The organism is Flavobacterium celericrescens (assembly GCF_011392075.1).
GTDB classification, from domain to species: Bacteria; Bacteroidota; Bacteroidia; order Flavobacteriales; family Flavobacteriaceae; genus Flavobacterium; species Flavobacterium celericrescens.
In genome coordinates this window covers 258,864-271,719 of sequence record NZ_JAAJBV010000003.1, presented here as the reverse complement: position 1 = coordinate 271,719, position 12,856 = coordinate 258,864, and the positions used below count along the sequence as shown (strand labels likewise).

General features: G+C 31.2%; 14 protein-coding genes. 8 read left to right on the top strand and 6 right to left on the bottom strand.

Features of this window, described 5'->3' with window-relative positions; genetic code table 11:
- The first annotated feature begins 87 nt into the window (after positions 1-87).
- The 4 genes from G4L40_RS06090 (at position 88) to G4L40_RS06075 (ending at position 5,725) form a co-directional block, all read left to right on the top strand.
- Complete coding sequence (locus tag G4L40_RS06090; RefSeq protein ID WP_166236309.1) at positions 88-345, top strand: DUF4834 family protein; 258 nt, start codon at positions 88-90, stop codon at positions 343-345.
- 88 nt (positions 346-433) lie between these two features.
- Positions 434-2,932, top strand: a complete 2,499-nt coding sequence (locus G4L40_RS06085) for a YfhO family protein (RefSeq protein WP_166236308.1) — start codon at positions 434-436, stop codon at positions 2,930-2,932.
- A 14-nt stretch (positions 2,933-2,946) separates the two neighbouring features.
- Positions 2,947-4,242 (top strand): glycosyltransferase family 4 protein, encoded by a 1,296-nt coding sequence (locus tag G4L40_RS06080; RefSeq protein ID WP_166236307.1) that lies wholly within the window; start codon positions 2,947-2,949, stop codon positions 4,240-4,242.
- Positions 4,243-4,258: 16 nt separating this feature from the next.
- Complete coding sequence (locus tag G4L40_RS06075; protein ID WP_166236306.1) at positions 4,259-5,725, top strand: lipopolysaccharide biosynthesis protein; 1,467 nt, start codon at positions 4,259-4,261, stop codon at positions 5,723-5,725.
- 61 nt (positions 5,726-5,786) lie between these two features.
- Here the strand turns inward: G4L40_RS06075 and G4L40_RS06070 are convergent, their stop codons facing one another.
- A complete protein-coding gene (locus G4L40_RS06070; RefSeq protein ID WP_166236305.1) occupies positions 5,787-6,482 on the bottom strand; it encodes a hypothetical protein in 696 nt (231 codons plus the stop codon).
- Positions 6,483-6,738: 256 nt separating this feature from the next.
- Here G4L40_RS06070 and G4L40_RS06065 point away from each other — a divergent pair, with 256 nt between their 5' ends.
- A complete protein-coding gene (locus G4L40_RS06065; protein ID WP_166236304.1) occupies positions 6,739-6,924 on the top strand; it encodes a cell envelope integrity protein CreD in 186 nt (61 codons plus the stop codon).
- Positions 6,908-7,468 carry a Smr/MutS family protein gene (locus G4L40_RS06060; RefSeq protein ID WP_166236303.1) on the top strand — a complete coding sequence of 187 codons (561 nt, stop codon included), beginning with the start codon at positions 6,908-6,910 and terminating at the stop codon, positions 7,466-7,468. Before G4L40_RS06065 ends, G4L40_RS06060 begins: the two co-directional genes overlap by 17 nt.
- 98 nt (positions 7,469-7,566) lie before the next feature.
- Here the strand turns inward: G4L40_RS06060 and G4L40_RS06055 are convergent, their stop codons facing one another.
- Positions 7,567-8,070 carry a hypothetical protein gene (locus G4L40_RS06055; RefSeq protein ID WP_166236302.1) on the bottom strand — a complete coding sequence of 168 codons (504 nt, stop codon included), beginning with the start codon at positions 8,068-8,070 and terminating at the stop codon, positions 7,567-7,569.
- A 206-nt stretch (positions 8,071-8,276) separates the two neighbouring features.
- Here G4L40_RS06055 and G4L40_RS06050 point away from each other — a divergent pair, with 206 nt between their 5' ends.
- On the top strand, positions 8,277-9,398 hold the full coding sequence (locus tag G4L40_RS06050) for a cysteine desulfurase family protein (protein WP_166236301.1): 1,122 nt from the start codon (positions 8,277-8,279) through the stop codon (positions 9,396-9,398).
- 2 nt (positions 9,399-9,400) lie between these two features.
- Here G4L40_RS06050 and G4L40_RS06045 read toward each other — a convergent pair whose 3' ends face one another.
- From G4L40_RS06045 to pyrE, 3 genes are all read right to left on the bottom strand, one after another.
- Positions 9,401-10,132, bottom strand: coding sequence for a sulfite exporter TauE/SafE family protein (locus G4L40_RS06045; protein ID WP_166236300.1), 732 nt, complete (start codon positions 10,130-10,132; stop codon positions 9,401-9,403).
- A gap of 187 nt (positions 10,133-10,319) precedes the next feature.
- Positions 10,320-10,712 carry a hypothetical protein gene (locus G4L40_RS06040; protein WP_026725027.1) on the bottom strand — a complete coding sequence of 131 codons (393 nt, stop codon included), beginning with the start codon at positions 10,710-10,712 and terminating at the stop codon, positions 10,320-10,322.
- 100 nt (positions 10,713-10,812) lie between these two features.
- Positions 10,813-11,460 (bottom strand): orotate phosphoribosyltransferase, encoded by a 648-nt coding sequence (pyrE, locus tag G4L40_RS06035; protein ID WP_166236299.1) that lies wholly within the window; start codon positions 11,458-11,460, stop codon positions 10,813-10,815.
- A 7-nt stretch (positions 11,461-11,467) separates the two neighbouring features.
- Between pyrE and G4L40_RS06030 the strand changes: the two genes are divergently transcribed.
- Positions 11,468-12,067 carry an NUDIX hydrolase gene (locus G4L40_RS06030; protein ID WP_166236298.1) on the top strand — a complete coding sequence of 200 codons (600 nt, stop codon included), beginning with the start codon at positions 11,468-11,470 and terminating at the stop codon, positions 12,065-12,067.
- Positions 12,068-12,106: 39 nt separating this feature from the next.
- Here G4L40_RS06030 and G4L40_RS06025 read toward each other — a convergent pair whose 3' ends face one another.
- Positions 12,107-12,814, bottom strand: coding sequence for an endonuclease/exonuclease/phosphatase family protein (locus G4L40_RS06025; RefSeq protein WP_166236297.1), 708 nt, complete (start codon positions 12,812-12,814; stop codon positions 12,107-12,109).
- Between the last annotated feature and the right edge of the window lie 42 nt (positions 12,815-12,856).

Sequence of the window (12,856 nt, the reverse complement as noted above, 5' to 3'; positions counted from 1 at the left end):
AAATAGTTATTTTATAATAATTTTAAGAAACAATTTTGAAGTTTTACCAACCAATATCTGTATTTTTGAATTTTAAAACAGTTTTATATGGAAATGGCTTCAGGCTCAAGTTTGTTAAGAACCATAGCAATCATCATTTTATGTTATTATTTGTTCAAGTTTTTGATGCGCATTTTTGCTCCTATATTAATGCAAAAAGCAGTGAATAAAATGCAAGAAAAAATGCAAGAACAATATAGACAACAACAAGAGCAACAACAAAATAACACTTCTCAAGCAACACAATCACAACCAAAGGAAAAGAAAATTGTTGGCGATTATATTGATTATGAAGAAATAAAATAATCGTATTTTGCCCATAAACTAAAAGGATATTTTAACAATATCCTTTTTTTAGTTACTTTAGCACCTTATTATTTTTATTATAATTCCAATGAAAAAAATCAACAAAGTAGTTCCTCATTTACTGGTACTTATCGGATTTGTTTTAGTATCAATTATCTATTTTTATCCTGTTTTACAAGGTGATAAAATTTTCCAATCTGATATTGTTCAATATACAGGTATGGCAAAGGAGCAAAATGATTTTAGAAAAGAGTCAAATGAAGAACCGTATTGGACCAATAGTGCTTTTGGAGGAATGCCAACCTATCAGTTAGGCGCAAAATATCCAAATGATGCCATTGGTGCATTAGATGATATTTTACGTTTCTTACCGCGTCCAGCTGACTATTTATTTCTTTATTTTCTTGGATTTTATGTCTTATTGATGGTGTTAAAAGTTGATCCATTGAAAGCTTTTTTTGGAGCTTTGGCCTTTGGTTTGTCAACTTATTTAATCATAATTTTAGGTGTTGGACATAATGCTAAAGCCCACGCAATTGCATACATGCCAATGGTTGTTGCAGGTGTTTTATTGGTTTTTCAAAAGCGATTCATTATAGGAGGATTAGTAACGATGCTAGCCGCTGCATTAGAAATTAATGCAAACCATTTTCAAATGACCTATTATTTGTTGTTTTTATTGGCAATTATGGCAGTTTATTATATTGTTATAGCAGTTAAAAACAAGGAATATTTAGATTTAGGCAAAACATTTGGAGTTTTTGCGATAGCAGGAATATTAGCTTTAGGAGCAAATGCTACTAATTTAATGGCCACAGCAGAATATACAGATTTTAGTATTCGTGGAAAAAGTGAACTAACGTTTAAGCCTGATGGTTCTAAAAACACTACAAATTCCGCAATGGAACATGAATACATTACAGAATATAGTTATGGAATTGCCGAAAGTTTTAATTTAATTGCCCCAAGGCTTTTTGGAGGTGGCAATAGCGAAACATTAGGAGAAGAATCTGCGTTATATACATTTTTACTAAATTATGGAGCTACTCCAGCTGAAGCTTTACAAACAGTTGAGTATTATGGTAAAACCTATTGGGGTGATCAGCCAATTGTAGCAGCACCTGCTTATATTGGAGCCATAGTTTTCTTTTTAGCAGTTTTAGGATTATTTCATGATCAGCGTAAAGTAAAATATGTTTTTCTTGCGGGTGCAATTGTATCATTATTGCTTTCGTGGGGTAAAAATTTTGACGGTTTGACTCGATTTTTTATCGATTTTGTTCCGTTTTATGATAAATTCCGTGCGGTTTCTTCTATTCAAGTAGTGTTGGAGTTATGTATTCCAGTAATGGCTATCATGGGATTACAGTCGTTTTTCTCAACCGAAAAAGAAAAACAATGGTCTAGTTTATGGAAAGCAACTGCTACCAGTTTAGGTTTGATAGTAATTTTGTTTTTAGCAAAAGGGGTCTTTAATTTTTCTGGCGCCATGGATGAGCAATTGATTCAGATGTTTGGCGAAAGTCAAGATAAATCTTTTGGAATCAATTTTATCAATGCACTTAAAGAAGATAGAATGAATTTTTATACTAGTGATTTATTGCGTTCAGGATTATTAATTTCGGTGGCCGCAATTGCACTTTGGTTATTTATCAAAAATAAATTAGCAGCAACAACGACTATTGTAGTTGTAGGGTTTTTCATGGTAGCCGATTTATTTATGGTAGATAAGCGTTATGTTTATAATAATCCAGACCAATTTAAAAGTGCTCGCGAGGTAGATATGCCTTTTGAAGCCACTGAAGTTGATAATCATATTTTGAAAGATACTTCTAATTATAGAGTATATGAAATTCAAGGTAGAATGCAAGCTAGAACGTCATATTTTCATAAATCTGTTGGTGGTTATAGTGCGGTAAGACCAAGACGATTTGATCAATTATTTGATTATAATGTAGAAAAAAACATCAATGAATTGGGAAGTTCAATCGATTTTAAAACCTTTACTTTTACAAAAAGCAATCCTATCTTGGATATGCTAAATGTAAAATATGTGATTGTGCCAACAGGTCAAGGCGATGTGCCAATTACAAATCCTTTTGCGAATGGTAATGCTTGGTTTGTGGAGAAAGTAAAAAAAGTGAATTCTGCAGATGAAGAAATTAAAGCGTTGAATGAAATAAATACAAAAGAAGTAGCTGTTAGTAGGAAGGAAAAAGATGAAAAAAACTTTGAAATGTCTTTGCCATTTAGAATCGATAGTTTAGCTAATATACAACTAATATCACACAAACCAAATTATTTAAAATACGTTTCAAATAATAAAAATTATGGTTTTGCAGTATTCTCTGAAATGTATTATCAAAATGGTTGGAAAGCAACAATTGATGGAAAAGAGACGCCAATTTTTAGAGTAAATTATGTATTACGTGGTTTAAACGTTCCAGCAGGAAAACACACTATCGAATTTAAATTTGAACCTCAAGTAGTAAAAACAGGAAGTACAATTGCTTTAATAAGTTCAATAGGAATGCTTTTATTAATAGGAACAGGAGTGTATTTGGAGAATAAGAAAAATAATAGGTAAAATAAACATACAGCTTGAAACCAACCAAAAAAGTATTAATTATTTCGTATTACTGGCCACCAGCAGGAGGTCCAGGTGTACAACGTTGGTTGAAATTTGTCAAATATTTACCTGATTTTAATATAGAACCTCACGTTTATATTCCAGAAAATCCAACGTATCCTTTGATTGATGAGAAATTAATGAGTGAAGTTTCAGATAAAGCTTTAATCATCAAACAACCGATTTTTGAACCTTACGGATTGGCTTCGGTTTTTTCAAAAAATAAGACTAAAAAAATCAGTTCCGGAATTATTCCAAATCAAAAAAAGCAATCATTTGTAGAAAAAGCAATGCTTTGGATTCGTGGCAACGTTTTTATACCAGATGCGCGAGTGTTTTGGGTGAAACCTTCAGTTAAATTCTTGAAACAATATCTTCAAGACAATCAAATCGATACCATCATTACAACGGGTCCGCCGCATAGTTTGCATTTGATTGGTTTACAATTAAAAAAAGAATTAAATATTACTTGGTTGGCTGATTTTCGTGATCCTTGGACAACTATTGGTTATCACAAACAATTAAAATTAAGTTCTTGGGCAGCTAAAAAGCATAAAAATTTAGAAATGGAAGTCATGACGACTTGTGACCAACTTTTAGTAACTTCTCCAACCACAAAAACAGAATTTAAAGCTATTACTTCAAAGCCAATTGAAGTGATTACCAATGGTTATGATGTCGAGAAAGTAGTTAAAAAACCGTTGGATGAAAAATTTACGTTAGCACATATTGGTTCGTTTTTATCGGCTAGAAATCCGAGAATTTTGTGGAAAGCTTTGTCAGAATTGGTTCATGAAAACGCCGATTTTGCTAATTGTTTTCAACTGAAATTAATAGGAGCTGTGAGTACTGAGGTTTTGCAAGCAATTCAAGAGTTTCATTTGGATAGTTTTGTAAAACATTTGGGATATTTACCACATAATGAAGCAATTATTGAGCAAAGAAGTTCTCAAGTTTTATTACTTATAGAAATTGATTCAGAAGAAACGAAATGTATTATTCCTGGAAAATTATTTGAATATATGGTTTCAGAACGACCAATAATCGCTATCGGACCAGAAAATGCTGATTTCGCTCAAATTATAAAAGAAACAAATACAGGAACTTTCTTCAAATATGACGAATTAGAAGCTTTAAAAGAACAAATTCTGAAGTGTTTTGAGCAGTTTCAACAAAATAATTTAAAAGTGTATCCTGTTGGTTTACAACAATACAGCAGAAAATCCTTAACTGAAAAGTTAGCTAAACTTCTGAATTCTAAATTCTAAATTCATACTTCAAAACATGGGAATTGTCATTAAACAATCAATTAAAAACACAATCACTACTTTTTTGGGGTTTGGAATTGGTGCGTTGAATACGCTGTTTATGTATCCTTATTTTTTAGGAAAAGATTATTTTGGATTAACAGGCTATGTATTGTCTGCTGCAAATATTTTGTATCCAATTATGTCTTTTGGAATTCAAAATACCCTAATAAAATTTTTCAACGAGAACAATAAAACCGAGCAAGAACTAAACAGCTATATAACGTATATGTTATTGGTTCCGTTGTTTTTTATTGTGCCTTTGATGGTATTATTTTATCTCTTTTATGATACAATTGCTGTCTACGAATCTCAAGAAAATCCAATAATTTATTCATTTGTATGGATTATTCCGATAATTGGGATTTTTATGGGCTATTTTGAAATTTTTTACGCTTGGTTGCGCGCGCACATGAAATCCGTTTTTGGAAGTTTTGTCAAAGAAGTTTTCGTTCGAATATTAATTACACTTTTACTTTTTGGAGTATATTTTGAATACATTACACCATCTGATTTTATTTATTCATTGGTTTTAGTTTACGGAATAAGTCTACTATTGATTGTTTTTTATGCAAATAAAGTCAAGAAAATTGTGCTGCATTTTAAAATTCCAAAACAAAGTAAGTCAATTTTGACCTATACCGTTTTTATCATTTTGTCTGCAAGTATTGCCAATATGCTTTTAGATATTGATAAATACATGATTAAGCATTATATGAAGATTGACAATATTGCTTATTATTCTGTAGCTATTTTTATTGCAATGGTTATTTCTGTGCCAAGTAGAGCTATGCATCAAATTACGTATCCTATCACTGCAAAGCTAATGAGCGAAAATAAATGGCAAGAGTTGAACGATTTGTATAAAAAATCATCCATAACGTTACAAGTAGTTGGAGGATTGATTTTGCTAGGAATTTTAGTAAATATTAACCAATTATATTTGATGTTACCTGTTGAATACAGTCAGGGTTTATTTGTTGTATTTACTATCGGATTGTCAAAATATTTCGATTTGATTTTAGGAAACAATAATGCGATTATTTTTAATTCAAAATATTACAGAGCTGTTTTAATTCTTGGGTTGCTATTGGTGGTGCTCATTGTGTTATTGAACATGTATTTTATTCCTAATTTTGGCTTAAATGGAGCTGCCTTAGCGACATTAATAGCAATTACCTTATACAGTTTAGCCAAATTGTTATTTGTGGTTTTAAAAATGAAATTATTTCCTTTTACTAACAAAACTTTGATTTCTTTGTTTTTAGTATTAATTAGCTTTTTAGTGTTTTATTTTTGGGATTTTAATTTTCATCCTGTGATAAATATCGCCTTAAAATCAATATTAGTATCTGGTTTTTATTTAGGATTAAGTTATTATTTAAAGATATCTTCAGATATTAATTTTGTGATGAATTCTGTTTTTAAGAAGGTGTTTAAATAAAAAAATCCTGCTTCATCTTCCCAGAATCCGCAGGATTTTTAAAAACAAACTAACCAACCAATTATTTATCTTTTTTTACTTCTAAAGTTTCAACTTTTATTTCTTTGATGTCTTCATCAGACATTTTTGCTTTTGTTCCGTCTTTGCGATAGTAGTAATAGTCATTCTCATCGTATTCATCATCATAGTCTTCATCATTGTCATATCCATAGTCGTCATGATCGTTTGAATAGTATGTACCTCTTGGATTGTAGTAGTATCCGCTGTTTGTCGCGTTTATGAAGCCATATACATCAACAATTCTTCCTCTTCTGTCATATACAATTCTCATGTTTCCTACTTTAGTTACAGCAAAGCTGTTGTAGCTCATGTAAATTGTTCCAATACGTTTTACTCTTCCAAAGGCATCGTAGTTAATATATACATTTCCTACGCGTCTTACTCTACCAAAGTTGTCGTGTTCAACACGTACACCTCTTTCAGATGAGCCATAGTATCCTCTTGTTCCAGGAGCTCCACTAGTTCCGTTTGTTGTATGTCTTGGTCCTGATGGTCTTGTATTAAAATCAAATTCTCCATTTGGAAACAACATGAATTCTATTCCTCGCTCTTTAAAAATTATAGGTTCTGCATCTCTATAATCGATAGAATAAGCTCTTCTATCTGTTTTGTCAGAAAAAACAGGGTTTTCTGACGCATAAGCCATACTTCCTACCAGTATGAAGCTGGCTACTACTAAAAGTGTAATTTTTTTCATGATACAAATATTTAAAGATTAAACTAACAACTTCATTTTAAAATTCGTTTCTAAAAAGGTTGCTTGATTAGGTATTTTCAATTGCCGTGCCAAACTCAAAAAAAGTGTTGTAAACGATTTGTTAATGAGTTGTTATTAAATTTAAATTGGAAAAGCACGTCCATCTTTTTCAATCAAGGTTTTGATAAAATTTGGTTTTACTTTTAAAAGTTTACCTAAAAAAAAGACTACTTTTGAATTCTTAAATAAAAATATAATGAAGCAATTTTTATACATTTTATTGTTTGCTGCTGTTGGAATTTTTGCAATGATTGAACAATCAAAACCAAATCCTAATCAATATTTAATGATAGGAGCAATGGCAATTTTTATGTACGGGTTATTCCAATTGATGAAAAAAATACCTTCAAAAAAAGACGAAGATAATGACACAGAAATTTGAAATAGGAGATAAGGTTGAAGTTTTGGATGAAGCAATTTCGGGAAGAGTTGTGGCAATAAAAAACAATGAAATTTCGATAGAAACTACCGATAAATTTACGATGACATTTTTTGTCAATGAATTAGTTAAAACACATAATTCCAATGATTTAAGTGGTTTTTTCTCAACTCAAAGTTTAACTTCTGTTTTAAAAGATAAAGAAGCCCCTAAGAAGCGCAATTTTGTCAAAGAAAAGAAGTCTCGTAAGGATGAATTTGTCCTAGAAGTTGATTTGCATATTGAAAAATTAGTACCATCAAAAAGAGGTATGAGCAATTACGATATTTTAACTTTACAAATTGAAACTGCAAAACGTCAACTTGATTTTGCAATCAAAAATAGGATGCCTAAAGTGGTATTTATTCATGGTGTTGGTGAAGGTGTTTTGAAAGCCGATTTAGATTTTTTATTGGGACGTTATGACAACATTTCATTTCAAGATGCAAACTATCAAAAATATGGTTTGGGAGCAACAGAAGTTTATATTAAGCAAAATGTAAAGTAAGATTTTGGATTAAAATTTTACTTGAACTTCACTTAAAGAAATAAAAAAAAGGACTACTCAATTTTGAATAGTCCTTTAGTTTTATAAAATGAATTCTCTTAATTTGTTTCGTAATTTCCAAAAATATATTCTGTAAAACTAAATGAGTTGTCCGAATTTGAAAAATTTACATTTACAAATTTAATATTGTGTGTATAACCCGTTATGGTAATTCCGTCTGAAGCATAAAGTGCGTTAGTTATAATCTCAATGGTTCCACCAGTTGCATTCCATTCTTTTTCAACAACAGGAGTGGCAGGAGGAAGAGTAGAACAAATTGTACTAGAACCTATATCTCCAGAATATAATCTATAAATAATTTGATTTGAACCGCTAACAGTTACGATTCTTGGACTTCCATCAGGTGTTTCTTCATTAGCAAAGCTAGCTGCCGGAATATTTAAAAGCAATAACTCATTATCATTAATCTTAAAAACAAGATTATTGTCGCTACAATTTTGAACTGCAACGGTGTCAAAATTAAAAGATTCTAACGTAATGTCGCCATCATCACAAGCTTGTAGCATGAAAATAGAGGCTGCTAAAACTATAAGTTTTTTCATTTATTAATCGAATTTATGCAACAAAAATAAAGGTTTTAATTTATTAATTTGCTAAAGTTTGTTAATTTCGATGCAAATAGAAATTAAGACTTCAAAAATAAAATGATTTGTATCTTTGCAACTTGAAAAGAGCACTGTATTAATTTTATTATTTTCCAATTTCTGGTGCAAATTCTATTTGACCTAAAAACAATTAAAAGCCTCAAATGAAAAAAGTGTATTTAGACAATGCTGCAACCACAGCAATTCATCCAGAAGTAATTTCAGCAATGATGGATGTGCTTCAAAACGATTATGGAAATCCATCTTCTACACATAGTTTTGGTAGAAGTGCAAAAACGTTATTAGAATCAGCGCGAAAAACCATTGCGAAATTACTAAATGCACAAGCTTCAGAAATTATTTTCACGTCAAGTGCTACTGAAGCTACCAATTGGGTTTTGAGAAGTGCAGTTAAAGATTTGGGGATAAAACGAATTATTACTTCTAAAATCGAACACCATGCAACGTTACACACGGTTGAATATTTAGCAAAAGAGTTTGGAATTCAAGTGGAATATATTGCCGTTTTACCAACAGGTAATATCGATTATCAAGATTTAGCCGCTAAATTATTAGTAGATGAGTTTACATTAGTATCATTAATGCATGTAAATAATGAAATAGGAACGATTTTAGACATCAAACGTGTTTCGGACTTGTGCAAGTATGCGAAAGCACTTTTTCATTGTGATACGGTGCAATCTATTGGAAAAACGAGTTTAGATGTGCAAGATTTGGGAATTGATTTTTTAGTTGCGAGTGCTCACAAATTTCATGGTCCAAAAGGAATTGGGTTTGTTTACATCAAAAAGAATTCGATGTTACAGCCTTTGTTTTATGGAGGTGAACAAGAAAAAGGCATGCGTGCTGGAACCGAAGCTGTTCATCAAGTCGTAGGAATGGCAAAAGCATTAGAATTAGCTTGCGCAAATTTAGAAAACGACACCAATTACATTTCTGAATTAAAAAACTACTGTTTTTCACAATTGAAAAAAGTATTTTCAGAGGTTAAAATCAATGGAGAGAATACCTTTTATAACCTTTTGAATATCCAATTGCCTTTATCGGAAGAAAAGACTTCGATGTTGTTATTTACTTTGGATATGAAAGGAATTGCTGTTTCACGTGGCAGTGCTTGTCAAAGCGGAAGTATCAAACCATCACACGTTTTAGCTGAATTTTTATCAGCTGAGGAAACAAATAAACCAAGTTTACGCATATCATTCAGCCATTTTAATACGAAAGAAGATATTGATTTGTTGATTGAGGCTTTGAAAACAGTTTAATTTTAATAAAAAACGCCAATAATCGTAATAATTCCTACCAATAAAACTAAAATCAGTGATAGTTTTTTAAATTTTTCTTGCGGAATATAATACAGAATACGTTTACCAATATAAGTTCCTATTAAACCAATCAAAAACAAATAAGGAATCAAATACAAATCGTGTTGGTGAATATATCCATTTTGAAAATAAGTGAAACTGCGAGTAAAATCAATCAAAAAATCAATTGCAGCAGATGTGGCAATAAATTTGCTTTTTTCTAGATTATAAGCCGCCATTGTTATTCCTCTAACTGCACCACCGGTTCCTAATAAACCCGCTGCAAATCCAGAAATTGATCCGCCAATTATGGATTCTTTTAACTCGGGTTTGATGACTAAATTTTCTTTGATTAGGAAAAATAAACTCATGACAACTAAGAAAATTCCTAAAGTAATTTCTAAAAAAGTGGTGTGTATATATTTTGAGGCGTAACTTCCAACAATCACAAAAATTACGGATGGAATACCAATGTTAAGCAATAATTTTTTGTCTAATCCTTTTCTGAATAAAGCAATTTTACTCAAATTACTGGCTAAATGAAACAAGGCAGTTATTCCAAGAACTGTATGAAAATCAAAAAAGAAATTTGCAATCGGAACAAAAAATACAGAAGAACCAAAACCTCCAACTGTGCCAATAATTTCTGCGACTAACGAAAGAAATAAAAAAAAGAAGGTAGTTTTTGATAACATATTTTATCGTTTGATTACCAAATATAATAATAATCAATAATAACTCTACCGTCACTTCGAGTGATTTTTAAAAGAAAAAATGCAAATTTTTACTTTTTAGAAATCGTATCGAGAACTTAGAGCATAAAAAAACACGAATTACATTAATTAAATCATGTAATTCGTGTTTAATAAGTTATTCAGGAAACTACAATTTCCCCATATTCTGAGCCAATGTTTCAATAAATTTGGTGATAGGTCCTTTGATCATCATCGCCATCATTGGATTGAAATCGCCTTCAAAAGCTAATTGCACTTCTGTGTTGTCAGCGTCAATTGCGTTTAAATTTCCAGTTAAAGTGAAAGGTAATTTGCTTGAAGCTGCTCCTAAAACGATTTGCGAATTTGGAGTTCCTCCTTTTTTTACCAATTTAATTTCTGGCATTCCTTTTAAGCCGAATTCAAAGCAATTTTCATCGATTACTTCAAATTTTGCGATATTTTCAGGCATTAATTTTTCGAAATTCTTTACGTCGTTCAAAGCGTTGAATAAATATTCAGCTGATTTTGCTACGTTTACTTTTGGACTTTCTAAGTTCATATTTTTTTATTTATGGGTTTATAAGGTTAAGAGTTTAAAAGGTTGTTAGAAAAAAATCAAAAGTTAGTTTTACTCCCAACTTCCAACTTCCATATCCCAACTAAACTTCCACGTTCCACTCCGCTGGATTAGCGTTCCAAGCGCTTAATGTTTCCAATTCGTTTTCCGAAACATATTGTTTGTCAACTGCTTTTTGTAATAAGTTTTCGTAATTACTTAACGTGAAAACATCCAAATTAGCCGTTTCAAAACGCTCTTTTGAAACTGGGAAACCATACGTAAAAATCGCTGCCATTCCTTTGATGTTAGCACCTTCGTTGCGTAAAGCTTCAACAGCTAATAAACTACTTCCGCCAGTTGAAATTAAATCTTCTACAACTACTACGTTTTGTCCTTTTTGCAAGAAACCTTCTACTTGATTTTGTCTTCCGTGTTTTTTTGGTTCTGGACGAACGTATACAAAAGGTAGTCCCATTGCTTCTGCAACAAGTATACCAATTCCAATTGCGCCAGTTGCAACGCCTGCAATGACATCTGGTTTGCCAAATTTTTCTTCAATATGTTTGGCAAATTCATCACGGATGTAGTTGCGAACTGCTGGAAATGAAAGGATTATGCGGTTGTCGCAATAAATCGGAGACTTCCAGCCTGAAGCCCATGTAAAAGGATTTTTAGAATTTAATTTAATTGCGTTTATTTGTAAAAGCAATTCGGCTGTTTGTTGTGCTGTGTTGTTATTAAAAATCATATTGCAAATGTATAAAGTTTTTGTGAACGATAAGCCACTTTTTTTGACAAATCAGGTTCAAAAAGAAACCGATTTCAAACTTTTTTTATTGGAAAGTGTTGATATCAAGAAGTTGATTGTTAAAATTTTTCAGAATAAAATTCAGAAAGCCTTTCTGTATCATCCTGATGAAAAATTGATAATGAAAACGCTTCGCGCGAAGTTACCTGTTGAAAAAGCGGGTGGAGGATTGGTTTACAATAAAGACGGTGATGTGCTTTTTATTTTTAGAAATGGTAAATGGGATTTGGCAAAAGGCGGAATGGAGAAAAACGAAACCATTGAAGAAACGGCTATTAGAGAAGTAGAAGAAGAAACCGGAGTAACAGGATTAGTTATTACTGAAAAGCTACAAAAAACCTATCACATTTTTAAGCGCAACGGTCGCTACAAACTAAAAATTACCCAATGGTTTGAAATGCGTACCAAGTATGAAGGCACACCTCAAGGCCAAGCCGATGAAGGCATCGATAAAGTAGAGTGGGTGCATCCCGATAATATTAAATTTTTATTAGAGAACTCGTACGAGAATATTAAGTTGTTGTTTGAGGAAGAGAAGGTGGTTTGATTTTAGAAGAAAGAAACAAGAAGAAAGAGAAGAGATTTTTTATTTGAAGGTAATGATAATAGGGGTGTGATCACTTAAGTGTTTCCAATTCTCAAAATTTTCAATTACAAAATTGCTTGTTTTTTCTAAATGATTTTTAGAAGCAAAACAATAATCTATGTGATAAGGTTTTGATAAATTTCTATGTAAATAAAAAGTTGGTTTAGTCTCTTTACCATTTTCCTCTTTTTCACGATTGTGATAAATGCTTTCAATACCAATTTCTTTTAATTCTTTCACAACGTCAGAATGGTTCCACCATCTATCCCATTGATCCCAAATAGAATTACTGTTGAAATCTCCAATAATAATTGAGTTTGACATTCGAGATTTGTTTATTTGTAAGTATTTCCAAAATTGACCAATATATCCGAAATTAGGAGAATTATTTTTATGAGTCCAAACAGCAATTAGATTGAAATCATTATTTACCTTACATGGTAAAAAGTGTTTTACTTTATGATCTTTATAAATATCAGACCAATTAAGAAGTTTTAATTCAATATTTTCTTTTGCAAATATTCCAATTCCTTTATTCTTAGAATCTCCTATCCAAAGATAATTTAATGCCCAATTCTTATAATTTAAATCTTTAGTTTCAGCTGGATTTTCACATTCTTGAATTATATGAATATCAGCATTTTTATCAGTTAATGATTCAAATTTTTTTCTAAAAGCTCCATTACAATTCCAAGTAATAATTTTCATCTTCAGTCTTTTTTCTTTCCTCTTTTTTCTTTCTTCTTTCCT

Bases quoted from the DNA above. Each gene is read 5' to 3' on its own strand.
- G4L40_RS06090 (WP_166236309.1), top strand. From the start codon at position 88: ATGGAAATGGCTTCAGGCTCAAGTTTGTTAAGAACCATAGCAATCATC.
- G4L40_RS06085 (WP_166236308.1), top strand. From the start codon at position 434: ATGAAAAAAATCAACAAAGTAGTTCCTCATTTACTGGTACTTATCGGA.
- G4L40_RS06075 (WP_166236306.1), top strand. From the start codon at position 4,259: ATGGGAATTGTCATTAAACAATCAATTAAAAACACAATCACTACTTTT.
- G4L40_RS06070 (WP_166236305.1), bottom strand. From the start codon at position 6,482: ATGAAAAAAATTACACTTTTAGTAGTAGCCAGCTTCATACTGGTAGGA.
- G4L40_RS06065 (WP_166236304.1), top strand. From the start codon at position 6,739: ATGAAGCAATTTTTATACATTTTATTGTTTGCTGCTGTTGGAATTTTT.
- G4L40_RS06060 (WP_166236303.1), top strand. From the start codon at position 6,908: ATGACACAGAAATTTGAAATAGGAGATAAGGTTGAAGTTTTGGATGAA.
- G4L40_RS06055 (WP_166236302.1), bottom strand. From the start codon at position 8,070: ATGAAAAAACTTATAGTTTTAGCAGCCTCTATTTTCATGCTACAAGCT.
- G4L40_RS06050 (WP_166236301.1), top strand. From the start codon at position 8,277: ATGAAAAAAGTGTATTTAGACAATGCTGCAACCACAGCAATTCATCCA.
- G4L40_RS06045 (WP_166236300.1), bottom strand. From the start codon at position 10,132: ATGTTATCAAAAACTACCTTCTTTTTTTTATTTCTTTCGTTAGTCGCA.
- G4L40_RS06040 (WP_026725027.1), bottom strand. From the start codon at position 10,712: ATGAACTTAGAAAGTCCAAAAGTAAACGTAGCAAAATCAGCTGAATAT.
- pyrE (WP_166236299.1), bottom strand. From the start codon at position 11,460: ATGATTTTTAATAACAACACAGCACAACAAACAGCCGAATTGCTTTTA.
- G4L40_RS06030 (WP_166236298.1), top strand. From the start codon at position 11,468: ATGTATAAAGTTTTTGTGAACGATAAGCCACTTTTTTTGACAAATCAG.
- G4L40_RS06025 (WP_166236297.1), bottom strand. From the start codon at position 12,814: ATGAAAATTATTACTTGGAATTGTAATGGAGCTTTTAGAAAAAAATTT.